A 23,449-nucleotide genomic window follows, 5' to 3' on the forward strand; every position below is an offset into this window, starting at 1 on the left:
CGTCGCACGCGGAACGGCCCGCCCGCCCGTTGCCGGGAGGGCGGGCCGTCCGTACCGGTCGCGCACGTGGTGCCACGCCCGTCACGCCATGGCGCCTACGCCGCGGCCGGGATCCTCTCCTCGGGCCTGGCCGCGGAGGCCGGCGCGAGGGCGATCTCCAGCACCTGGCGCACGTCCGTCACCGGGTGGACCTCCAGAGTGTCCAGGACCTCGGCCGGAACATCGTCCAGGTCGGCCTCGTTCCGCTTCGGGATCACCACGGTGGTGATCCCGGCCCGGTGCGCGGCCAGCAGCTTCTGTTTCAGACCGCCGATCGGCAGCACCCGCCCGGTCAGCGAGACCTCACCGGTCATCGCCACATCCGTACGGACCAGCCGTCCGGAGAGCAGCGAGGCCAGCGCCGTCGTCATGGTGATGCCGGCGCTCGGGCCGTCCTTGGGGACCGCGCCCGCCGGGAAGTGGATGTGCACGCCGCGGTCCTTCAGGTCCGCGACCGGCAGCTCCAGTTCCGCGCCGTGCGACCGCAGGAAGCTCAGCGCGATCTGCGCGGACTCCTTCATGACGTCGCCGAGCTGACCGGTGAGGGTCAGTCCGGACGCCCCGGTCTCCGGATCGGCCAGCGACGCCTCCACGAACAGCACGTCACCACCGGCGCCGGTCACCGCGAGTCCGGTGGCCACGCCCGGCACCGAGGTGCGGCGCTCGGCCGGGTCCTGGGCGGACTCGGGGACGTGGTGCGGCCGGCCGATCAGAGCGCGCAGATCCGCTTCGGCGACTGTGAACGGGAGCTCCCGGTCGCCCAGTTCGTGCTGGGCCGCGACCTTGCGGAGCAACCGGGCGACGGCCCGCTCCAGGTTCCGTACGCCCGCTTCACGGGTGTACTCGCCGGCCAGCTTGCGCAGCGCGGACTCGTCGAGCGCCACCTCGTCCTTCTCCAGACCGGCCCGCTCCAGCTGGCGCGGGAGCAGGTGGTCACGGGCGATGACGACCTTCTCGTCCTCGGTGTAGCCGTCGAGCCTGACCAGCTCCATGCGGTCGAGCAGGGCCTCCGGGATGGCTTCCAGGACATTGGCGGTGGCCAGGAAGACGACATCGCTGAGGTCGAGTTCGACCTCCAGGTAGTGGTCGCGGAAGGTGTGGTTCTGCGCCGGGTCGAGGACTTCGAGAAGGGCGGCGGCCGGGTCGCCCCGGAAGTCGGAGCCGACCTTGTCGATCTCGTCGAGCAGGACGACCGGGTTCATCGAACCGGCCTCCTTGATGGCCCGGACGATACGTCCCGGCAGAGCACCGACGTACGTACGCCGGTGGCCGCGGATCTCCGCCTCGTCCCGTACACCGCCGAGCGCGACGCGGACGAACTTGCGCCCCATGGCATGCGCGACGGATTCACCGAGCGAGGTCTTGCCCACGCCCGGAGGACCCACCAGCGCCAGCACGGCACCGCCGCGCCGCCCGCCGACGACGCCGAGACCGCGCTCGGAACGCCGCTTGCGTACCGCCAGGTACTCGGTGATCCGCTCCTTCACGTCCTGCAGGCCCGCGTGCTCGGCGTCGAGGATCTCCTGGGCGCCGCGGATGTCGTACGCGTCCTCGGTCCGCTCGGTCCACGGCAGTTCGAGGACGGTGTCGAGCCAGGTCCTGATCCAGGAGCCCTCGGGGCTCTGGTCGGAGGAACGCTCCAGCTTGTCGACCTCCTTGAGCGCGGCCGCGCGGACGTGCTCGGGAAGATCGGCGGCCTCTACGCGGGCCCGGTAGTCGTCGGACTCGTCTGCGCCGGAACCAGGACCGCCGTTGAGCTCGGACAGTTCCTTGCGTACGGCTTCGAGCTGGCGCCGCAGCAGGAATTCACGCTGCTGCTTGTCGACGCCCTCCTGGACGTCCTTGGCGATGGACTCGGCGACGTCCTGCTCGGCGAGGTGTTCGCCGAGCCACTGGATGGCGAGCTTCAGCCGGGCGACCGCGTCCACGGTCTCCAGGAGCTGCACCTTCTGGGCAGTGGTGAGGAAGGGTGAGTAACCGGAATTGTCGGCGAGCGCGGAGATGTCCTCGATCTGCTGGACCCGGTCCACGACCTGCCAGGCGCCGCGCTTCTTCAGCCAGCTGGTGGCGAGTGCCTTGTACTCCTTGACCAGCTCGGCGGCGGCTCCGGGGAGCGGATCGGGGACGACCGCGTCGACCCGTGTCCCCTCCACCCAGAGCGCTCCACCCGGTCCGCTGGTCCCGGCCCCGATCCGCACCCGGCCACGGCCGCGGATGAGCGCGCCCGGATCCCCGTCCGAAAGCCGTCCGACCTGCTCGACGGTGCCGATGACACCGGTGCCGGTGTACGTCCCGTCGATCCGCGGCACAAGAAGCACCTCGGGCTTGCCGCCGCCCTCGCGGGCTGCGGCCTGTGCGGCTTCCACGGCGGCGCGCACATCGGTGTCGGACAGGTCCAGAGGCACCACCATCCCGGGCAGCACGACCTCGTCGTCGAGCGGCAGCACGGGCAGGGCGAGCGGAGTGACCGCATTGGAATCGGTAGCCATGATCTCCCCTTCAGCAGTCAAGTTGAGTTATGCAGACTCAATGCTCCTGAGCCGCCCATTGTTCCCCGGGGTTTGTTCGCTGTGAGCGATCGGCTGAATGCGCTCGTTTCCGCAGGACCGGTCAGGCCCTTTCTGTAGCGGAGAACTCCGGATGCGTCCGCTTTAATCCGGCGACGTTCCTGGCCGAGAAAAACCATTTGCCACCGCTCGTACTGTCTTCTCGTGACAGACATCGACGGCTTGCTCGCGGCCTATGACGAGCAGATGCGTGGTGCCCCGCCCAACCCTCCGACCGGGGTCACGCACGAGTGGGAGGGCCCGCTGCTGCGGATCGTCGGCCAGTTCCGCGGCTTCGTGAGCGGTCCGCGCGATGTCGGCGTGAGCGGCGCGGAGCTCGACCGGCTGATCGCCCGGCAGCGCGACTACTTCGCCGCTCGTGGCGAGGCGGTGGAGTGGAAGACCCGCGGGCACGACCGGCCGGCCGATCTCACCGACCGGCTGCGTGCGGCGGGCTTCGTCGCCGAGGAGCAGGAGTCGGTCCTGATCGGCCGGGCCGACGAGATGGCGGCCGAGCCGGTCCTGCCGGACGGCGTCGTCCTGCGTCAGGTCACCGCGGACGCCGACATGCACCGTATCGCCGCGATGGAGTCGTCCGTCTGGGGACAGGACTGGAGCTGGCTCGGCGAAGACCTGATCGCGCGCGTCTCGGCCGCACCTGAGGAGATCGCCGTCCTGGTCGCCGAGGCCGACGGCGAAGTGGTCTCGGCGGCCTGGCTGGTCTTCCGTGCCGGAACCGAATTCGCCGGTCTGTGGGGCGGTTCGACGCTCTCCGCGTGGCGGGGCCGGGGGATCTACCGCGCCCTGGTCTCCGCGCGTGCCTCGCTCGCCGCCGCCCGCGGCGTCAGGTTCCTCCAGGTGGACGCCTCCGACGACAGCGCCCCGATCCTGCGGCGACTGGGCTTCCACCTCGTGACGACCACCACGCCCTATGTGTGGTCACCGCCGGGGCCCTGACGGCGGCACGGTGGCATCGGACCGGCCGATGCCCCGACGCCCGGCCCACCTGCGAAAGAACCGCCCGGCCCACCGGCGAAAACCAGTCGTCAGCCGGGCGGAACACCGGACAGAGTGCCGGTATGAACGACGACCGAGGGCTGAACCAGGACGGCACCATCCGGCGGGAGGGCTCGCTGAGCCGGGTGCCGGCGGTGTTCGCCCCCGTGGTGGAGGCGGCCCGCGCCCGGATCGCCGAAGCCTTCGACGGCGCGCGGCTGCACAGCGCGTACGTCTACGGCAGCATTCCGCGCGGCACGGCCGTTCCCGGTGTCTCCGATCTGGACCTGCTGCTCGCGCTGCGTACCGGGCCCACCGAAGCCGACGAGGCGGCGGCCCGTGCCGTCGAGGCCGGGCTGGACGCCTCGTTCGGCCAGATCGACGGCGTCGGCATCCTGTTGTCCGGCGCCGACACCCTCACCAGCGAACTCGAACGCAACGACCTCGGCTTCTTCCTCGCCTGTCTCTGCACCCCGCTGCTGGGCGAGGACCTCGCCGTACAGCTGCCGCGCTACCGCCCCACCCCGCTGCTCGCCCGTGAGACCAACGGGGACCTCCACCTCTCGCTCCCCCGCTGGCGACGGAGGGCCGCCGAAGCCACCACGGACGCCGAACGCCGAAACCTCAGCCGCGGCGCCGCCCGCCGTATCGTCCGGTCGGGCTTCACCCTGGTCATGCCGCAGTGGGGCGGCTGGACCAGCGATCTGGCCGAGTCCGCCGAGGTGTTCGCCCGCTACTACCCGGACCGTCCGGAGCGGATCGAGCAGATGCGGGTGGCCGCACGCACGGGCCGCACCCCCTCCACCGACCCGGCCGTCCTCGCGATGCTCATCGACGATCTGGCGCCCTGGCTGGCAGCCGAGTACCTCGCGGTGCACGGCGAGAAGACCCCACGCCCCTGACCACCGCCCCTTTGACCGCACCGGCCCGGCGCAGCAGCGGCCAGCAGGCCACGCCCAGCAGCAGCGCCAGCAGATGGCCCCAGTTGGTGAGGGGGTCGTCGAGGTCGAGCAGATCGTGCAGCAGCATCGCACCGACTCCGCCGAGCACCAGCACCCGCAGCCACGGCGTGAGCAGCCCGGCGAGCGCACCCACGCTCGCCATCAGCCCGAAGCTGATGCCGTAGTCGAGCCGGTGCAGCGAGGACTCCGGCAGATGCCCGGCCACCACGGACAGCCCGACCGGGATCTCCGTGGCGAGCGTCGCCACGACATGACCGAGCAGGAACACCCCGGCGGTGCGCCACCCCCCGATGCGGCGTTCCAGGGCGGTCAGCACGAGAGCGAAGCCGAAGACGTACGGGGAGGTGAGCCCGCCGACGACCCACAGGGCACTGGCGGCCAGGACGAGAAGCGGGGTCTCGCCGAGATGCGCGACGTCCGTGCTCGATTCGCGCAGCACCGCGGAGACGGTGTCCGGATCGGCGTACTCCATGAAAAGGGACGTGGCGACGAGCACCATCAGATACCCGAACGTGAACGGGGTACCGGTGGGCGTCGGCAGCAGCCGCAGCCACCGGCGGGCCTTCCGGTCCGCCTTCCGAGCCGGAGGGGCGGCGGCCTGCTCCGTATGGCGCTGACGCGGAATGGCGTCGAGCAGCGGCGCCGCGAGCTCTTCTTCGCGAGCCGCCCTGTCCGTACCCTGATGCACCGCGCGAGGCCCCTTTCCGTACAAGCCCCCCGAAGCAACGTCCTACCCTCCGTGATCGTCCCCCACGTCGTCTATGGCGTGAGCCACATATGAACCGAGTCGGGTCCGGTGCCCGATAGAGGGGTGTGAGCCTGTTGCGCCCCTCGGGGGAGGACCGAAATGACGACAACGCCCTGCTGCGTGCCGTCGCACAGGGGGATACGGCGGCCCTGGCGACGCTCTACGACCGGCACGCCGGCTGGCTGCTCGCCCGGCTGAGCAGGCGGTGCGCGGATGCCGAGACCGTACGGGAAGTCCTTCAGGACACGTTCGTGACGGCCTGGCGCTCCGCCGGATCGCACCGCGGTGCGCAGATCGGCGGCTGGCTGTGGGTGATCGCCTCGCGCCGGCTGGTGGACGCGCAGCGGGTCCACGCCCGCACCGATCTCGCCGCACAGGCCGAGCGGGCCGGGAGCAAGGAGTGGGCAGCCGCCGCGCCTTCCGCCGAGGAGCGGGTGCTCGCCGGTCTGGAGTACGGGGATGTGGGCGCCGCACTCGACCGGATCTCGCCGGAGCTGCGGGAGGTCCTGCGCGCGACGGTCATCGACGGGCTGACGACCCGCGAAACGGCTCGGCTCCTCGGCATACCGGAAGGCACGGTCAAGACCCGGGCGATGCGGGCCAGACGTGAGCTGCGCGCCGCGCTGGAACTGCTGGCGCCGGAAGCCGGTCCGCTGGGAGGCATTGCGTGAGGGGAGGCAACGGCATGAGGGGAGGCAACGGCATGGGGGGAGGCGACGGCATGCCCCACTGGCACGTGGGCGGAGAACTGGCCGAGCGGTACGCCGCCGGTTCCGTGGCGGAGACGGACGCCTGGTCCCTGGAGAAGCACGTGGAGACGTGCGGGGCGTGCGCGGCGCGGGTCTCGGCGGCGGTACGGGCACGGCGGGAGGCGGCGGCGCTGCTGGACGGGGTGCGGGCCGGAGTGCTGGCCGCGGTGGCGGCGGAAGGGTCGCCGGAGAGCGAGCCCGTCCGGAGCGACCGGGTCCGCTTCCTCGCGTCCGCAACCGGGTCCGTCCTGAACGGTCGCGTCCGCCTTCCCGGGTCCGCAACCGGGTCCGCCCTGATCGGTCGCGTCCGCCTTCCGAGGTCCGCAACCGGATCCGTCCTCAACCGTCGCGTCCGCCCTCCCGGGTCCGCCTCCCGGACCGGGCGTCTGCTGTGGGCCGCCGGGCCCGCGCTGCGCGGTGCGTGGCTGCTGGCGCTGGTGCTGGTGGCCGTCGGGGCTCTCGCCCTGGCGTACGGGGCGGGGCTCGACGCGGCCGCGCGGCCGCTGCTCCTCGTCATCGCGCCGGTGCTGCCGCTCGCCGGGGTCGTCGTCTCCTACGGACGGCACACGGACCCGATGCACGAGATCACCGCCGCCACCCCGTCCGGCGGGCTGCGGCTACTGCTGACGAGAACCGCCGCGGTGCTCGGCGTGAGCATCCCGGCGCTCACCCTCGCCGGGGCCGCGCTGCCCCCGTCCGCCGCGGGGCCGGGCCCGGCGGCATGGCTGCTGCCGGGGCTGGCGATGACGCTGGCGGCGCTCGCCCTCGGTTCGTACGTCGGCTGCCGCACCGGCGCCTCGTCCGTCGCCGTGGCCTGGGCGGCCGCCGTGCTCCTGCCCGCCTTCGCCGGCTCCCCCCTGGGGATCACCGCGCCGGCGGCCGCGGCCGCGACGTACTTCGCCGGGCCCGCCGCACAGGGCGGCTGGGCGGCCGGGGCGCTGGTCTGCGCCGCGCTGCTCGCCGTACGCCGTAGATCCTTCGACCATCTGGAGACGTTGTGAGCGTGAACGCATGAGGAGCACCACGGTCATGAGCACGGTCAAGGTCAGGAAACTCACCGTCCGGCACCGCAGGACGGCCGCGCTCGACGCCGTCGATCTCGACTTCGCACCCGGTGTGCACGGACTCCTCGGGCCGAACGGGGCGGGCAAGACCTCGCTGATCCGGGTGCTCGCGACGGTCGCCGCACCGTCCGGCGGCCGGGTGGAGCTGCTCGGCAGCGAGGTCGGCGCCAGGTCCGACCACCGCAGCCGGGCCGCGGTCCGGCGCAGGCTCGGCTATCTGCCGCAGGAGTTCGGGTACTACCCGGGCTTCACCGTCCGCGAGTTCGTCGCCTATGTGGCCTGGCTCAAGGAAATGGACGCGGCGGCGGTCCCCGCGGCCGTGGAGCGTGCGGTGGACCGGGTGGGTCTGACGGACCGGATCGACGCCCGGGTGAAGACCCTGTCGGGCGGGATGGTGCGGCGCGTCGGCATCGCCCAGGCGATCGTCAACGATCCGGACCTGCTGCTCCTCGACGAGCCGACGGCCGGTCTCGACCCGGAGCAGCGGGTCGAGTTCCGGGCGCTGATACGGGAGCTGGGCGGCGCGTCCACCGTGATCGTCTCGACCCATCTGGTCGAGGATGTCGCCACGGCCTGCACCGATGTGACGCTGATCGAGGGGGGCCGGATCGCGTACCGGGGTACGACGCAGGAGCTGACGGCCCTCGGAGGCGAGAACACCGGAGCGGACGGGACGGACGGCAACCGGATCGAGCGCGGCTACACCGCCGCGCTGCGGGCGCACCGGGCGGCGGTGGCGCACCGATGACGGGCTCCGAAGCACCGATACGCCATCAGGCGCACACCGCGCTGTGGGCCGAGCTCCGACGCGGGATCGCCCCCTGGACCGGGCTCGCCGTCGCACTCACCCTCCTCGTTCCGCTGTGGAGCAAGGCTCCCCAGTGGCAGGGCAGTTGGGGCGAGACACAGAGCCAGCTGCGCTCGGCGAGTGCACTGCTCGCCGGTCCGCTCGTTGCCGCGGCCGCCTGCTGGCAGGGCGGCCGGGAACACCGCCGCCGCACCGCCGAGCTACTGCTCTCGGTCCCGCGCAGCCGACTCGCGCAGGCGACGACGGCCGCGACGCCGATCGCGCTGTGGGCGGCGGCCGGGTATCTGTTCGCGCTGGCCGTGGCGTTCGCGGCGACCGCCCCGTACACCGGGGTCGGCAGCCCGTCCGTCTCGATCGTCGCCACGGACCTCGGTTTCCTGCTGTCCATCGGTTTCGTGGGGTTCGTCGTCGGCCGGTTGGTGCGGTGGCGGCTGATCGCTCCGGTGCTGGCGGTGTGCGCGTACGTCGGCCTGGGGTTCCCGGACTATCTGGACTCGGAAGCCCGGTTCCTGAGCCCGGCCCAGTCGGTCGCGCTCGAAGTGTCCGTCCCGGTCTGGTGGTTCGCCCCGGTTCTGGTGGCATGGACGGGCGGCATCGCCGTCACCGTGCTGCTCGCGTACGCGGCACGGCGGCGCTGCCTTGCGGTCGTGCCGCTGGTCCTGGCGATCGCGGCGGGGACGCTGGTCGTCCGCACCGGTGAGGACCTCTACCGCGACGACCCGTCCGTGGCCCGCAAGGTCTGCTCGACAGCCACCCCCGGCACTCCGCAGATCTGCGTGCACGCGTCCGAAGCCCCGGTGATGCCCCAGATGTCCGAGGCCCTGACGGGAATGTTCTCGCGGCTGGAGGGAGTCCCGGGCGCACCGGTCAGATACGTGGACTCCGAGCCCGACCCGAAGGACGGCGAAGCCGCTCTCGCGCACGTGTCGCGGGGCCGGGGCATCACACGCGACGAGCTGACCGATCCCGGCGCGTACGCCTCGGAAACCGCCTTGGGCCTCGTGAACCGCGACTGCTCGGCCGACTCGCAAGGGAAGGACCGACGGGAGGTCGAGCGAGTGGCACGCACGGAGGATGCGGTCATCAGCTGGCTGAGCGGCGAAGACTCCATATGGTTTCCGAATTCGCCCTATCTCGCCCGCCTCAAGGCCATGCCGGACGCCGACCGCAAGGTCTGGCTCGGCCGCTTCCTGGCCACACTGAAGAGCTGCACGCCCGCGGAGGTCCCGGTCCTGTGAGCCACCAGCCGACCCACGCCGCACTGCCCCTCCTCTATATCCGCTCCCGCGCCCTCCCTCTCACCACTGCCGCCCTGACCTGCATCGTTCTCGTCGCCGCCGGGGCGGCCCACTGGCTGGAGACCAGACCGTACTTCGACCACACCGCCCGCGTCCCGGTCCTCGCGCTGGCCCCGTTGCTCGCCTCCGCCGCGATCGGCACCAGCCTGCACGCGCAGAGCGACGAGCTGGACCGAACCGCCGTACGCCGCTGGTGGCCGCGCCGGCTGCTGCATCTGCTGATCCTGACCGTACTGACGACCGGGGCGCTCGCGCTGGCGGTCCCGGGGCACCCGGAGGCGTTCGGCGCACCGGCCATGGTGCGCAATGTGCTCGGCGCGACCGGGGTGGCCGCGGCCTCCGCCGCCCTGATCGGTGCCCGGCTGAGCTGGCTGCCGATGACGGTCTACGGCGGCGCCGTCTATCTGGCGGCACCCCGCACCCCGGGCGGCGCGGCGGCGGTGTGGGCCTGGCCGATGCAGCCAGGTCCACAGGGTGCGGCATGGGCGGTGGCCCTGACGGCGTACGTGGTCGGGGCGGTCCTCCTCGCGGTGCGCGGCGCACGCCCGGAGAGCGCGTAACTCTCGACAGTCTTGACGGCGCACGCCCCAGGCCGCGCAACGGCGCACGCGCCCCGGACGGATCGGATGGTTCGGGCGGATCCGGCAATCCGCTGGCCCCCGGCCGCGTCGAGCGGCCAGGATGGCGGGGACCTTGTCCGCGCCCACCGGAGGCCCGCACCATGCCCGACATCCACGCCCCCGACACCCTCGCCCCCGTCACGCTCGACCGCCGCGAAGGTCCGTACGGCGAGGTCGTTCTGCGGGAGCGGGGGGACGACTTCGAGATCATCGCCAACGGGTGCTTTCTGATGGACACCTCGGACGGGCGTTCCGAGCGGCTGCTGATCGACGCGGCACTGGCCGCGCTGCCCGCCGACCGGGTGGCACCGGCGGTGCTCATCGGGGGTCTCGGGGTCGGGTTCTCGCTCGTCCGGGCCGTCGCCGAGCCGCGGTGGGGGCGGATCGCCGTCGTCGAGCGGGAGCAGGCGATCGTGGACTGGCATCTGGAGGGGCCGCTGGCCGGGATCTCCGGTGCGGCACTCGCCGACCCGCGGACCACGATCCTGACGACGGATCTCATTTCGTACCTGCGTACGACTACGGACCGTTACGACGCCCTGTGCCTGGACATCGACAACGGACCGGACTGGACCGTCACCGAGGACAACACGAGCCTGTACTCGCCCGCCGGTCTGGCGGACTGCCGGGAGCGGCTGACGCCGGGCGGCGTTCTCGCGGTGTGGTCCGCGCAACCGTCCGCCGACTTCGAACAAGCCTTGCGGAATGCCGGATTCAGTGGGGTTAGGACGGAAGAGGTCAGTGTTGCCCGAGGTGTGCCCGACGTGGTGCATCTCGCACTTCGGACGGACTGAGAGCCCCCACCGGGTATCCGTGACCCCCGGACGCCCGGGGCCAAGCGCCACAAGGCCGACACTCCGCCACTTCCTCGCGCCCAAGCCGTTACACCCTGCGTAGCCGAGAACAGTCCGCTGCCTTTACGCTGCTGACCGGTAACGGGGATCACCCACCAAATCCACAAGCGAAGACCGTGCCTCCGGGGGAATGGCCCCCGTGAGAACGGGCAGGGGCGGGGCGATGGAACAGACACACACCACCCACAACGGTGTCGCGGCCACCCCGGGCGCACAGCGCCGGGTGCTGGTGGTCGAGGACGACGCCACGATCGTCGATGCCATTTCCGCCCGGCTGCGGGCCGAGGGCTTTCTGGTGCAGACCGCACTCGACGGGCCCGCGGCCGTGGACGCGGCCGAAGCATGGCAGCCCGATCTGATGGTGCTCGACATCATGCTCCCCGGATTCGACGGCCTGGAGGTCTGCCGCCGCGTGCAGGCCCAGCGGCCGGTGCCGGTGCTGATGCTGACCGCCAGGGACGACGAGACCGACATGCTGGTCGGCCTCGGGGTCGGCGCCGACGACTACATGACCAAGCCGTTCTCGATGCGCGAGCTGGCGGCCCGGGTGCACGTCCTGCTGCGCCGGGTCGAGCGTGCGGCGCTGGCCGCGGTCACGCCGCGCAGCGGCATACTGCGCCTCGGCGAGCTGGAGATCGATCACGCGCAGCGCCGGGTCCGGGTGCGCGCCGATGACGTCCACCTCACGCCGACCGAGTTCGACCTGCTGGTCTGCCTGGCCAACACCCCGCGTGCGGTGCTCTCCCGGGAGCAGCTGCTGGCCGAGGTCTGGGACTGGGCGGACGCCTCCGGCACCCGTACCGTCGACAGCCACATCAAGGCGCTGCGCCGGAAGATCGGTGCGGAGCGGATCCGTACCGTGCACGGTGTCGGCTACGCCCTGGAGACCCCGGCGCCATGACCCAGCCCGGTTCCGGACTGCGTCCTTTCTCGGTCAAGGCCAAGCTGGGCACGCTCGTGGTGGTCTCGGTGTTCATCACCACCGGGCTGCTGATGGTGGCGGTGCGCACCAGGACCGAGCTGCGCTTCATCACGGTGTTCTCGGTGATCGCGACCCTGCTGATCACCCAGTTCGTCGCGCACGGTCTGACGGCGCCGCTGGACGAGATGACGACCGTGGCCCGGTCGATCTCGCACGGCGACTACACCAGACGGGTTCGCGCCGACCGGCGTGACGAACTCGGCGACCTGGCCCAGACGATCAACCTCATGGCGGACGATCTGGAGGCCGTGGACCGGCATCGCAAGGAGCTGGTGGCCAATGTGTCGCATGAGCTGCGAACACCCATCGCGGCGCTGAGAGCCGTGCTGGAGAACGTCGTGGACGGGGTGTCCTCGGCCGACCCGGAGACCATGCGTACGGCGCTGAAGCAGACCGAGCGGCTCGGCAGGCTGGTGGAGACGCTGCTGGACCTGTCCCGCCTGGACAACGGGGTGGTCACGCTGAAGGCCCGCCGTTTCGAGGTGTGGCCGTATCTGTCGGGTGTGCTGAAGGAGGCGAACCTCGCCGCCTCGCACCGCCGGCTGTCCTCCGGTTCCGGGAATCACACCCGCAAGGACGTACATCTGCATCTGGATGTGTCGCCGCCCGAGCTGACCGCGCACGCAGATGCGGAACGGCTGCACCAGGTGGTGGCCAATCTGATCGACAACGCTGTCAAGCACAGCCCGCCGCACGGCCGGGTCACCGTGCTGGCCCGACGCGGGGCCGGACCGGAATCCCTGGCACTGGAGGTCCTGGACGAGGGTCCGGGAATTCCGGAGTCCGAGCGGCACCGGGTCTTCGAGCGTTTCAACCGTGGCGAGGTGCCGTCCCCGCACGGTCCGGGCAGCGACGGCGGTACGGGCCTGGGCCTGGCGATCGCCCGCTGGGCGGTGGATCTGCACGGCGGACGGATCGGCGTGGCCGAATCTGCTCGCGGCTGCCGCATCCAGGTCACTCTTCCGGGGATTCCGCAACCGCGAGGTTGACATAGGGTTCGAACCGGAAGGGCACGTTCTACGTGTTCCGTTCAACGGGTACGGTCCAGGGGGCCGTAGCCGCATTCCGGCGTACCCGGAGTGAAGCGGAACCATGCTTGTTTCCCGCCATTTCCTGCATCGAAACCCGCCTTCCGATGTGACTTGCACGACGAAGACCGGCCCGGCCTGCATGGAACGGCTGGGGAGGCGTAGCCTTGATTTCCGCTGTCCATCACCTTGTGAAGCGGAAGAGGGCGGTTGCCGCCGTGTCGTCTCAGTCCCCCAGTAACTCGAGCATCTCGACCGACCAAGCCAGCCCGGGTTCGAACCCGGCTGCTGCTTTCGGCCCCAATGAGTGGCTCGTCGACGAGATCTACCAGCAGTACCTCCAGGATCCCAATTCGGTCGATCGCGCCTGGTGGGACTTCTTCGCCGACTACAAGCCGGGTACGTCCGGCACGGCGGACAAGCCCGTTCCCGGCGCCGCAGTCGCGGGGGCTGCGGTGACCCCGGCCCCGGCCGCCACCGCACCGGTCGCCACCGCACCGGTCGCCACACCCCAGGCCGCTCCGGCGCAGGCCCCGGCTCCGGCCGCGAAGGCCCCCGCGCCCGCGGCTCCGGCGCCCGTACAGGCCGCTCCCGCCGCCGCTGCTCCGGCAGCCCCGGCGAAGGCCGCGCCGGCTCCGGCCGCGAAGGCCGCCGCTCCTGCTCCGGCCAAGCCCGCCGCGGCTGCGGCCACCGGGGCCCCGGCCGGCCCCGAGTACGTGACGCTGCGCGGCCCGTCGGCCGCCGTCGCGAAGAACATGAACGCCTCGCTGGAGCTGCCGACGGCCACGTCCGTCCGCGCCGTTCCGGTGAAGCTGCTCTTCGACAACCGCATCGTCATCAACAACCACCTCAAGCGCGCCCGGGGCGGGAAGATCTCCTTCACGCACCTCATCGGGTACGCGATGGTGCAGGCCCTCAAGGCCATGCCGGCGATGAACCACTCCTTCGCGCTGAAGGACGGCAAGCCGACCCTGGTCAAGCCGGACCACGTGAACCTCGGTCTGGCCATCGACCTGGTGAAGCCGAACGGTGACCGCCAGCTGGTCGTCGCGGCCATCAAGAAGGCCGAGACGCTCAACTTCTTCGAGTTCTGGCAGGCCTACGAGGACATCGTCCGCCGCGCCCGCAACGGCAAGCTCGGCATGGACGACTTCACCGGAGTCACCGCCTCGCTGACCAACCCCGGCGGCATCGGCACCGTGCACTCGGTGCCCCGCCTGATGCCCGGACAGGGCCTCATCATGGGCGTCGGCGCGATGGACTACCCGGCCGAGTTCCAGGGCACCTCTCAGGACACCCTGAACAAGCTGGGCATCTCCAAGGTCATGACGCTGACCTCGACGTACGACCACCGGGTCATCCAGGGCGCCGCCTCCGGCGAGTTCCTGCGGATCGTCGCCCAGCTCCTCCTCGGCGAGAACGAGTTCTACGACGAGATCTTCAAGGCGCTGCGCATCCCGTACGAGCCGGTCCGCTGGCTCACGGACATCGACGCCTCGCACGACAACGACGTGACCAAGGCCGCGCGGGTCTTCGAGCTGATCCACTCCTACCGGGTCCGCGGCCATGTCATGGCCGACACCGACCCGCTGGAGTACCGCCAGCGCAAGCACCCCGACCTGGACATCACCGAGCACGGCCTCACCCTGTGGGACCTGGAGCGGGACTTCGCGGTCGGCGGTTTCGCCGGCAAGTCGATGATGAAGCTCCGCGACATCCTCGGTGTGCTGCGTGAGTCGTACTGCCGCACCACCGGCATCGAGTTCATGCACATCCAGGACCCGAAGCAGCGCAAGTGGCTCCAGGACCGGGTGGAGCGCCCGCGCGCCCAGCAGCCCGAGCGCGAGGAGCAGCTGCGCATCCTGCGCCGGCTGAACGCCGCCGAAGCGTTCGAGACGTTCCTGCAGACCAAGTACGTCGGCCAGAAGCGGTTCTCGCTGGAGGGCGGCGAGTCCGTCATCCCGCTGCTCGACGCGGTCATCGACTCCGCCGCCGAGGCCCGCCTCGACGAGGTCGTCATCGGCATGGCCCACCGCGGGCGGCTGAACGTGCTGGCGAACATCGTCGGCAAGTCGTACGCGCAGATCTTCCGCGAGTTCGAGGGCAACCTCGACCCGCGCTCGATGCACGGCTCGGGCGACGTGAAGTACCACCTGGGCGCCGAGGGCACCTTCACCGGTCTGGACGGCGAGCAGATCAAGGTCTCGCTGGCCGCCAACCCCTCGCACCTGGAGGCGGTCGACCCGGTCCTGGAGGGCATCGCCCGCGCCAAGCAGGACATCATCAACAAGGGCGGCACGGACTTCACGGTCCTGCCCGTCGCGCTCCACGGCGACGCGGCCTTCGCGGGCCAGGGCGTCGTCGCCGAGACGCTCAACATGTCGCAGCTGCGCGGCTACCGCACCGGCGGCACCGTGCACGTGGTGATCAACAACCAGGTCGGCTTCACCGCCGCCCCGGAGTCCTCGCGCTCCTCGATGTACGCCACCGACGTGGCGCGCATGATCGAGGCGCCGATCATCCACGTCAACGGTGACGACCCCGAGGCCGTCGTCCGTGTCGCGCGCCTGGCCTTCGAGTTCCGGCAGGCGTTCAACAAGGACGTCGTGATCGACCTCATCTGCTACCGCCGCCGCGGTCACAACGAGGGCGACAACCCGGAGTTCACCAACCCGCAGATGTACACCCTGATCGACAAGAAGCGCTCGGTGCGCAAGCTCTACACCGAGTCCCTCATCGGTCGCGGCGACATCACGCTGGAAGAGGCCGAGCAGGCGCTGCAGGACTTCCAGGGCCAGCTGGAGAAGGTCTTCGCGGAGGTCCGCGAGGCCACCTCGCTGCCGGCCCCGGCACACACCCCCGAGGTCCAGCCCGAGTTCCCGGTCGCCGTGACCACCGCGGTCTCCCAGGAGGTCGTGAAGGTCATCGCGGAGTCCCAGGTCAACATCCCCGACCGGATCACCGTCCACCCCCGCCTGATGCCGCAGATGCAGCGTCGCGCGGCCTCGGTGGAGAACGGCACGATCGACTGGGGCATGGGCGAGACCCTGGCCATCGGTTCGCTGCTGATGGAGGGCACCCCGGTCCGGCTCGCCGGCCAGGACACCCGCCGCGGCACCTTCGGCCAGCGGCACGCGGTCCTCGTCGACCAGGTGACCGGCGAGGACTACACCCCGCTGCTCTACCTCGCCGACGACCAGGCCCGTTACAACGTCTACGACTCGCTCCTCAGCGAGTACGCGGCGATGGGCTTCGAGTACGGCTACTCGCTGGCCCGTCCGGAGTCGCTGGTCATCTGGGAGGCCCAGTTCGGTGACTTCGTCAACGGCGCGCAGACCGTCGTCGACGAGTTCATCTCCTCGGCCGAGCAGAAGTGGGGCCAGACCTCCGGCGTCACGCTGCTGCTGCCGCACGGCTACGAGGGCCAGGGCCCGGACCACTCGTCCGCCCGCCCGGAGCGCTTCCTCCAGATGTGCGCGCAGGACAACATGACGGTCGCCATGCCGACGCTCCCGTCGAACTACTTCCACCTCCTGCGGTGGCAGGTGCACAACCCGCACCACAAGCCGCTGGTCGTCTTCACCCCGAAGTCGATGCTCCGCCTCAAGGCGGCAGCCTCGAAGGCGGAGGAGTTCACCACCGGCGGCTTCCGCCCGGTGATCGGCGACGACTCGGTCAAGGCGGAGAACGTCCGCAAGGTCGTCTTCTGCGCGGGCAAGCTGTACTACGACCTGGACGCCGAGCGGCAGAAGCGCGGCGACACGGAGACCGCGATCATCCGTCTGGAGCGCCTGTACCCGCTGCCGGGTGCCGAGCTGCAGGCCGAGATCGCCAAGTACCCGAACGCCGAGAAGTACCTCTGGGCCCAGGAGGAGCCGGCCAACCAGGGCGCCTGGCCGTTCATCGCCCTGAACCTGATCGACCACCTGGACCTGGCCGTCGGCGCCGACGTCCCGCACGGTGAGCGCCTGCGCCGCATCTCGCGGCCGCACGGCTCGTCCCCGGCGGTCGGCTCGGCCAAGCGCCACCAGGCCGAGCAGGCACAGCTGGTCGCCGAGGTCTTCGAGGCCTGACCGGTCGCTGTACGCACGACGAAGGGCCCGGTCCCGCGATCGACTCGCGGGGCCGGGCCCTTCGTCGTGCGTACGGTTCAGATGATCAAGGGTTCGAAGTCCCAGAAGGACAGGGGCTCGGCCGGTGCCCGGTCGTCCACCTGCCGACAGGCAACGGTGAGCGGATGGTCCGGCCCCAGCACTGCGACGGCCCGCGGTCCGTTCACCCGGTCCAGTTCGTACGCCGATTCGGTGCGCCCGTTCCTCATCCGGACGATCGTCGCGTTCAGCGTGCACCCGATCGCCCAGGGGTGTTCGCTCCCGACCGCCTCGGCCATCAGGGTGCGGGCCCGTTCGATCTCGTAGCTCGCGGTGTCCCGCTCGCCCAGGGTCCAGCGCATCAGCCCGAGGTTGCCCTCGACACCGATGGTGTACGGGTGCTCCACGCCCAGCATCCGCCGGTATCCCACCACCACCACCTCGTGCAGCCGCCGGGCCCGCCCGGGCTCGCCCGCCCGCCGCTGCGCCCAGGCGCCGCTCGCCGTGATCAGCAGGGTGAGCGGGTCGTGTTCGCCCAGGAGCCGCAGACAGCGCTCCCGCACATCGGTGAGGAGGGGCAGCGCGGCGGCCGGACCGTCCGTGAAGTACTGGCACAGCGCGAGGTTGTGCTGGGCCCGCAGGGTCTGCGGATTGTTGGCCCCGATCGACTGCAGATGTCCGCCGACCGTCTGCCGCAGAGTCTCCTCGGCCTCCCGACAGCGTCCGAGCAGCCGCAGGTCGATGGCGCAGTTGATCTCCGAGTACAGGGTGGCCGGAGCGCTCCCGCCCAGCACGGAGCGCCGCCGGGCGAGGGTGTGGCGGTCCTGCTCCAGCGCCTCGCCGTACCGCCCCAGGAGCCGCAGCGACACGGCGAGGTTGTTGTCCGCGTTCAGCGTGCGGTAGTCCTCCTGGCCGAGGACGGTGAAGTAGCGGTCGCGGATCGAGGCGGAGAGTTCCAGCGCCTCCGGGTAGCGCCCGAGACCCCGCAGATCGGCGGCGAGTCCGCCCGCCGCCCGCAGATGCTCCGGATCCAGTTCGCCGCGTTCGGCCCGCAGATGGTCGGCCGCCGCGCGCTCGACGCCCTCGCTCGTCCGGTAGTTGCCGAGGGCGCGCAGCAGATTGGCGTAATGGTGACCGAGGTCCCAGATCCGTGGGTGTGTCCCGCCGAGCAGGGTCCGCCAGGAGTTCATGGCCGGTTCGGCGAGCCGGATGCCGCTGCCGTACTCCCCTGAGAGGTACATGTAGCGCAGACAGTCCAGAACAAGTGTCTGCACCGCGGATTCGGTGCTCTCCAGCACCTCCGCCCACTTCAGATGCGGGGTGATCGCGGCGTACTGGGGCCACATCCGCACGTCGGAGGGCTGCCCGCTGTTGATGGCGGCCAGCGCGGTCCGGGCCGCCTCGCAGTACTCCTCGCGCTTGGCCTCCGGCATGTCGCTCCGCACCATCCGGTGGATCATGCGGTGCATGTGGAGGGCCCCGTCCGGCTCCGTCGCCCCGGTCGTGGGGGCGCCGGTGGTCTCCAGCCGGATGACGGAGTAGCGCAGCAGCTGCTGGATCGCCCGGTCGAGCACGCCGGGGTCCACGAAGGCTTCCAGGCCGGTGACGGTGTGCCAGGCGATCCTGCGCAGCAGGTGGAGGGGGAGGGCATCGGGCGCGAAACAGGTGCAGAGCCTGAGGAGTTCGACCGCCTCGGGGGCCAGTTCCATGAGCCTGTTCAGCAGTATCGACCAGGCGGTCCGGAAGGCGAGCGGGAAGTCTGCGGAGACCTTGACGACGTCCTGGTCGATGCCGCCTTCGAGCAGTCCGAGGTACTCCTCGACCGGCATGTCGGAGTCGTTGAGCCAGCCGGCGGTCTGGTCGAGGAGCAGCGGGAGGTCTTCGAGTGCGTCGGCGAGCCGGCCGGTCTCGGCCGGGGTCAGGCGCGGGGCGCGGCGGTGGATGAACTCGGCCGACTCCTCGCGGCTGTAGGCCCGTACCTCGACGAGGTTGCTGTTGTGCTCGCTCCACTCCGGGTTGCGGGAGGTGATCAGGACATGTCCGGGGCCGGTCGGCACCAGGTCCGAGATCTGGTCGGGTTCGTCGGCGCCGTCCAGGACGAGGAGCCAGTGGGAGTGGGGTTCGCCGCGGCGCAGCGCGTCGCGTACCGCGCGCAGCTGTTCGCCGTACTCGGCGCCGGTGGACAGGCCCAGTTCGCGGGCGAGTTCGGCGAGCTTCTGGCGGTAGCGGGTCCGGCGGTCGGCGGGCACCCACCACACGACGTCGTACTCGGAGCCGAAGCGGTAGACGTACTCGGCGGCCAGCTGGGTCTTCCCGACGCCGGACATGCCGTGCAGGGTCACCACACCCGCGCCCGGCCGGGCGCCCTGGAAGACCTCGTACGTCCGGTTGAGCAGCTCCTCCCGGCCGGTGAACCGGGTGTTGCGGCGCGGCACCCCGCCCCACACCTCGGGGGTGCCCGCCGGATACCGGGGCCCCGCCCCGGCCTCGACGGACTCGGGCAGCGGATCGGTGGGCAGGCCCAGACGGACCAGCAACCGCCGCTCGGCCTCGTCGGCGCCGACGGCGGTCAGAACTGCGGCTTTGAGGACCGAGGCGGCGCCGGGCAGCGCGGAGGTGGTGACGCTGACGGCGGCGAAGCGGTCGGGGTCGGGTGCGACGACCTCGCGCAACGCGCTGTCCCACTCGTCGTGGCTGCGCGGGCCGAGCTGGAAGTACCTGTCGCTGAGGATCACCAGGACCCGGCCCCGGGCGAGCAGCAGGTCTCGCAGCATCTCCTCCAGCGGGAGCTGCGCCGGGGGATCCCAGCGCTGCTGGACGACCGTCACTCCTCGGCGCTCCAGACGGTCCCCGATCCACGCCGCCCAGGCGCGGTTGAAGCCGGCGAAACTGATGGTGACGTGGTCCGCGAGGCCGGGCGCCGGTCGCATGGCCGGAGGTGTCCCGGAGGGCTCGGTGGTCCCCGAGGTCTCCGGTCGTACGAGCGGCGCCGCGTCCCTGGTGGCGGGCCCGTACTCCTCGGGTGCGGGCGACCGGTCGGGGACGTATCCGACGACCGACGGGGGCTGCGCGGGCCCGTCCGCTGCCGGTTCCCTGATCCGGCAGGGCAGCGCGGCCTTGCGGACCGGCATCCCCCACTGGTTGGTGATGGTGAGCCACAGCCCTGCGGGCCCGGTGACCCGGCCCGCCGTGACGACGAACCGGGCCGGGCCGTACGTACCGCCGTAGCGGTGCAGTACGAGCGCGGGGTCGTCGAGCACCTCGCAGACGAAGTGCGGACCGCCGTCCAGCGCGACGGTGAAGGTCAGTTCCTCGTCCTGGTAGGGCCATGCCTCGCAGTCGTCCTCGCCCTGCGGCCCGAGCGGACCGCGCAGGTCGACGGTGACGAGATAGGCGCACCCCGCCTCGGCCTCGTGGGGGCGGCTGACGACGGGCTCGATCAGAAGGGTCTGTTCCTCACCGTTCACCGTGCGCCCCTTCCCGGTCTCTCGTCCGGTCCCCGCGCGGCCCGCTGAGGCTGAGTGTGCTGAGCGGATGCCCGTAGTACTGGAACATGAGGCTGTACAGCAGACGCAGCACCGGTCGCTGCCCGTCCACGTTCGGCCGCCCTTCGTGCAGGGCCCGCGGCAATTGCGCCAGCGGCCCGAATTCGTGAAGTGCCCGCGCCCGGAAGAGACGCAGCGAGTCGGCGACCGGACGCCAGGGTTCTTCCGCCACGATGCCGACCAACTGGCCGATGAGTTCGCGGGCCTCGCTGTCGCCGACCTGCCCCGCCGCGACGACACAGCCGCCGGCCCCCTTGCGGAGGAAGAGTTCGGTGAATCCGCGCAGATCCGTCTCACCGACTCCGGTGTTGCGGACGAACCTTGCCGAATGGCAGGCGTTGAGGCAGACCATCGAGTGGTCCTTGTCGAGCACCGTCATCGGGCGGTCGTCGTACTCGGCCCAGCTGACCTCGGCGAGGGTGAGGGCGTTGACCCGTTCGTCATAGGTGCCGTGGGCGGCCATGTAGACGAGTCCGACGGGATCCGACGGGCGGGCGTCGAGCTCGTCGAGGAATCCGTCGATCGTCACATGCGGGCGGTGCGCGTAGCCGTGGAAAACGGCCATGTCGTCCCGCATGTCGTGGATGCGGCGGGCCCCTCCGTGCCATCCGGGGGCGACGTTCACGTCATGGAAGTAGTACCCGAGCACATCGCCCGCGGCACAGACGGACGACTCGGGCAGCACCATGTCGGCGCTGCGGATGGTGAGCCAGCGGGTGACGGCGACCAGTGCCCCGAGGAGTCCTTCGCCCAGGCCGTTCTCGGGGTCGGCGGGCAGCCAGAACGCCTCCCAGGGGATCTCGTAGCCGGTGTCGTCGTGAATGGTGATCTGGAGCGCGTCGCCGTGCACCGCGCGGGCCCGGTTGATCCAGGCGCCGAGCCGCCGCTGGTTGCCGGACCAGTGCCGGATGTCCCGGAGCAGCTGGGAGGGGGCGGGGCCGTCGCCCAGCGCGTTGCCCAGACCGATGTCGGTGGGACGCAGCTGGGTCGGCCCGGTGGTGTACGGGAGCCGGGGCACGCCCTCGCACCAGGCGCTCACGCCGAACGCCTGGGGGCCGCCGTGGCGGTCGTGGTGCGGAACGACCGTGATCCGGGCGGTGTGCGGCGGAGGCCGGCTGTCGGCGTGGGCCTCCGCGAGCCCGAGCCGCTCGCGCAGTCCCGTGCGGACCCCGGCCGGTGCGGGGGTTCTGGCCAGTCGTCGGCCCGTCGCCACCGAGTTGTCCAGCAGTCGGCGCAGCCGTGCGGAATCACTGCCCACGGGCCGCCGCCTGCGTGGGCCGCCCCTCGACCACTCTGCCGTCGAGCGCCTCGGCCAGCAGCTGCGGCAGTTCCGCGTACGGCTGCCGTCCCGGGTCGACGACGACGCTGTGCAGCCGGGTCCGGTCCATGCCGCTGATCCGGACGGCCGCGGCCAGCGCGTCCTCGATTCCGGTCCGCCCCACGCCTCCACGGTCTGCCCGGCCTCGGTGGCTGACGGCCAGCGGCACGTTGCCCCGGCCGTCGGTGACCAGGACCAGCAGGGCCTCCACCAGGCCGGCGCGGTGGTGCTGGAAGGCGCGGCGCAGGGTCTGTTCGGCCAGGTTCAGCCCGTGGGCGAGGGGGGTGGCCCGGCCGGGCCGGCGGTCCAGGGCCGCGGCGATCCGCGGGGAGCGGGTGGACAGGGCGGCGAAGGATTCGGCCCGCACCTCGTTCGGCGCCCCGCGGCCCCCCACTTCGACCACGTGCACCGAGGCGCGGGTGACATAGGCCCATTGCAGGAACGGGTCGAGTGCCTGGTGCCAGTCCCAGTCCTCGCGGCAGGTGTGGTCCAGGACGAGAGTGAGCATCCGGACGGGCTCCGGCGCCCGGACGTAGCCGCGCAGATCGCGTGGCAGGATCACCAGCCGGTCGCGCCGTTCCCGTATCGCCCGGTACTTGGCGGCCTCCATCGCCGTGCGTACGGGGGCGAGGTCCCACAGGTCCTGGGCGGGGCGTACGCCGACGACGGGTCCGCGCGCGGCGCGGGGTCCGGCGGTGTGCCGGGCCGGGGTGCGCAGGGAGGTGCCCTCGGCCGGCGGCCCGGCGGTGTCCTCCGGGTACGGGGTGGCGGCGGCCGGCCAGGGACCGGCCGCAGGTCCGGATCCGATGCGTTCGGCGGGGCCGGGTTCCCGGACCGGTGTGCCGGGTGAGGGGCGCTGCTCGGCGTCGGGCCGGGGTTCGGGGGGCGGGAGGATGCGCGGGGCGCCCCGGGTGGTTTCGGCGGGGCCGGAGTCGGGGGCGGGCAGGACGGGCGGGCGCCGGGCGCTGCGCAGGCCGATCAGCCGGGCGGCGGCGTCGACGTGGTCGGCGGTGATCCGTTCGGCGCCGTCCAGCCGGGCCAGGGCACGGGCGATCCGGGCCAGGGCGAGGGGTCTGCGCTGACCGGCGCCGTCCTGGTCGTCGAGGAGCTCCAGCACGCGGGGGGCGAAGCCTTCATCGGGGTGGAGGGGCGGCCGGGTGGTGGAGCGTGCCCGGTCCAGTGCGGTGGCCCAGGCGTCGGGGAGCGGGCCGAGGGGGGCGTCGCCGGGCCGGGGACGCAGACCCTGGACCGTGAGGCGGACCGGGAAGCGGTCCAGGAGGTGCGGGGAGATCCGTTCGGTGTCCTCCGTGCGGCAGACGGCCAGCCAGCGGGCGGTCGGCCGCCAGCGGCGTTGCAGCCCGGCGTGTTCGACGGTGGCGGCATCGGCGCCGAGCAGCTGCACGGCGGCCCGCTTCCCCGGCACGCTGAGCCGGGCCAGGTCCGGGACGACGACCATGGAGGGGCCGGGCACGGGCTCGGTGAGCGGTCCGGGGTCCAGGGCGAAGTCGATCCCGAGCGGCCCGCGGCTCACTCGGGGCCGTAACCACAGGTCCTCGTCCATGGTGGCGGCGGTGAGCGTGGTGCGGGGGACGGACATGGCGTGGGGTCCGGCCGGTCCGGCGAGCAGCCCGTCGAACACTTCGGCGACGGTGCTCAGGTGTGCGTCCGGGAGGTCGAACAGAAGTACTCCGGACAGCTTCGGTTCGACGGCGGCGCAGACCAGTGCGGTGAGCAGCCGCCGGGACAGTTCGCCGGCGTCTGCGGCGGGCACGGCCCGTGGCTCAGAGGCGGACATCGGCGG

At 71.6% G+C, this 23,449-nt stretch carries 16 protein-coding genes; 11 read left to right on the top strand and 5 right to left on the bottom strand.

The features are described 5' to 3' along the window. Positions 1-95: 95 nt before the first annotated feature. Positions 96-2,528 (bottom strand): endopeptidase La, encoded by a 2,433-nt coding sequence (gene lon / locus ACGFU7_RS11645; protein ID WP_393694622.1) that lies wholly within the window; start codon positions 2,526-2,528, stop codon positions 96-98. A gap of 222 nt (positions 2,529-2,750) precedes the next feature. On the opposite strand from lon, the gene ACGFU7_RS11650 reads away from it, so the two are divergent. Both ACGFU7_RS11650 and ACGFU7_RS11655 read left to right on the top strand, forming a co-directional pair. After that, positions 2,751-3,542, top strand: coding sequence for a GNAT family N-acetyltransferase (locus tag ACGFU7_RS11650; RefSeq protein ID WP_393694624.1), 792 nt, complete (start codon positions 2,751-2,753; stop codon positions 3,540-3,542). A 122-nt stretch (positions 3,543-3,664) separates the two neighbouring features. Beyond that, the gene (locus tag ACGFU7_RS11655; RefSeq protein WP_393694626.1) at positions 3,665-4,483 is read left to right on the top strand and encodes a nucleotidyltransferase; all 819 of its coding nucleotides are present in this window, start codon (positions 3,665-3,667) and stop codon (positions 4,481-4,483) included. Here ACGFU7_RS11655 and ACGFU7_RS11660 read toward each other — a convergent pair. Further along, on the bottom strand, positions 4,410-5,231 hold the full coding sequence (locus tag ACGFU7_RS11660; protein WP_393694628.1) for a rhomboid-like protein: 822 nt from the start codon (positions 5,229-5,231) through the stop codon (positions 4,410-4,412). The two genes, ACGFU7_RS11655 and ACGFU7_RS11660, sit on opposite strands and share 74 nt — an antisense overlap. 125 nt (positions 5,232-5,356) lie before the next feature. Here ACGFU7_RS11660 and ACGFU7_RS11665 point away from each other — a divergent pair, with 125 nt between their 5' ends. From ACGFU7_RS11665 to ACGFU7_RS11705, 9 genes are all read left to right on the top strand, one after another. Then, on the top strand, positions 5,357-5,962 hold the full coding sequence (locus ACGFU7_RS11665; protein ID WP_393694630.1) for an RNA polymerase sigma factor: 606 nt from the start codon (positions 5,357-5,359) through the stop codon (positions 5,960-5,962). A gap of 50 nt (positions 5,963-6,012) precedes the next feature. Beyond that, positions 6,013-7,041 (top strand): zf-HC2 domain-containing protein, encoded by a 1,029-nt coding sequence (locus ACGFU7_RS11670; RefSeq protein ID WP_393694632.1) that lies wholly within the window; start codon positions 6,013-6,015, stop codon positions 7,039-7,041. Positions 7,042-7,069: 28 nt separating this feature from the next. Further along, on the top strand, positions 7,070-7,852 hold the full coding sequence (locus ACGFU7_RS11675) for an ABC transporter ATP-binding protein (protein WP_393694634.1): 783 nt from the start codon (positions 7,070-7,072) through the stop codon (positions 7,850-7,852). Then, a complete protein-coding gene (locus ACGFU7_RS11680) occupies positions 7,849-9,150 on the top strand; it encodes a hypothetical protein (RefSeq protein ID WP_393694636.1) in 1,302 nt (433 codons plus the stop codon). Before ACGFU7_RS11675 ends, ACGFU7_RS11680 begins: the two co-directional genes overlap by 4 nt. Further along, positions 9,147-9,770, top strand: coding sequence for a hypothetical protein (locus ACGFU7_RS11685; RefSeq protein ID WP_393694638.1), 624 nt, complete (start codon positions 9,147-9,149; stop codon positions 9,768-9,770). The genes ACGFU7_RS11680 and ACGFU7_RS11685 overlap by 4 nt, the downstream gene beginning before the upstream one ends. Positions 9,771-9,931: 161 nt before the next feature. Beyond that, positions 9,932-10,624, top strand: a complete 693-nt coding sequence (locus ACGFU7_RS11690; protein ID WP_393694640.1) for a spermidine synthase — start codon at positions 9,932-9,934, stop codon at positions 10,622-10,624. A gap of 223 nt (positions 10,625-10,847) precedes the next feature. Further along, positions 10,848-11,585, top strand: coding sequence for a response regulator transcription factor (locus ACGFU7_RS11695; RefSeq protein WP_014154105.1), 738 nt, complete (start codon positions 10,848-10,850; stop codon positions 11,583-11,585). After that, on the top strand, positions 11,582-12,655 hold the full coding sequence (locus tag ACGFU7_RS11700) for an ATP-binding protein (RefSeq protein WP_393694642.1): 1,074 nt from the start codon (positions 11,582-11,584) through the stop codon (positions 12,653-12,655). Before ACGFU7_RS11695 ends, ACGFU7_RS11700 begins: the two co-directional genes overlap by 4 nt. A gap of 257 nt (positions 12,656-12,912) precedes the next feature. Beyond that, positions 12,913-16,767: a multifunctional oxoglutarate decarboxylase/oxoglutarate dehydrogenase thiamine pyrophosphate-binding subunit/dihydrolipoyllysine-residue succinyltransferase subunit gene (locus tag ACGFU7_RS11705; RefSeq protein WP_393694644.1), complete on the top strand. Its 3,855-nt coding sequence runs from the start codon at positions 12,913-12,915 to the stop codon at positions 16,765-16,767. Positions 16,768-16,844: 77 nt separating this feature from the next. Here ACGFU7_RS11705 and fxsT read toward each other — a convergent pair whose 3' ends face one another. The 3 genes from fxsT to ACGFU7_RS11720 are packed head-to-tail and all read right to left on the bottom strand — an operon-like array spanning position 16,845 to position 23,443. Further along, a complete protein-coding gene (gene fxsT, locus ACGFU7_RS11710; RefSeq protein ID WP_393694646.1) occupies positions 16,845-20,252 on the bottom strand; it encodes an FxSxx-COOH system tetratricopeptide repeat protein in 3,408 nt (1,135 codons plus the stop codon). Continuing rightward, complete coding sequence (locus tag ACGFU7_RS11715; RefSeq protein ID WP_393694648.1) at positions 20,242-21,588, bottom strand: CHAT domain-containing protein; 1,347 nt, start codon at positions 21,586-21,588, stop codon at positions 20,242-20,244. Before ACGFU7_RS11715 ends, fxsT begins: the two co-directional genes overlap by 11 nt. Then, positions 21,578-23,443, bottom strand: a complete 1,866-nt coding sequence (locus tag ACGFU7_RS11720) for a hypothetical protein (RefSeq protein WP_393694650.1) — start codon at positions 23,441-23,443, stop codon at positions 21,578-21,580. Before ACGFU7_RS11720 ends, ACGFU7_RS11715 begins: the two co-directional genes overlap by 11 nt. Positions 23,444-23,449 lie beyond the last annotated feature (6 nt).

It is taken from the genome of Streptomyces sp. NPDC048473, from assembly GCF_043200155.1.
Taxonomy (GTDB): domain Bacteria; phylum Actinomycetota; class Actinomycetes; order Streptomycetales; family Streptomycetaceae; genus Streptomyces.